The organism is Pseudomonas sp. SIMBA_067, assembly GCF_046534675.1.
Lineage (GTDB): Bacteria > Pseudomonadota > Gammaproteobacteria > Pseudomonadales > Pseudomonadaceae > Aquipseudomonas > Aquipseudomonas putida.
Map to the genome: position 1 here is coordinate 1 of NZ_JAWRYH010001160.1, position 243 is coordinate 243.

A 243-nucleotide genomic window follows, 5' to 3' on the forward strand; every position below is an offset into this window, starting at 1 on the left:
GTCAACGGCGTCGATCTTCACTTTGCAGATGCCGCCCTCTTCAATCACGCCAACATAGCGCAATACTTTGCCCTCATCCTGCGCCTGCGCAACCCGGGCGGCAAAGGCGTTATCCAGCTCAGGCAGACGCTGCATAAACTGCTCAATGTCCTGGATTTCGGTCAGGCTGGCGGGCAGCAGCGGCTCAATCTCAATGTCGCTCAGCTCCAGCTGATGACCCACTTCACGGGCAAGGATCAGCAG

The 243-nt window shown here is 58.0% G+C and carries 1 protein-coding gene; it reads right to left on the reverse strand.

The features are described from left to right. The coding region (locus SB765_RS32935; RefSeq protein ID WP_410932937.1) for a hypothetical protein at window positions 1–243 on the reverse strand (243 nt) is incomplete at both ends.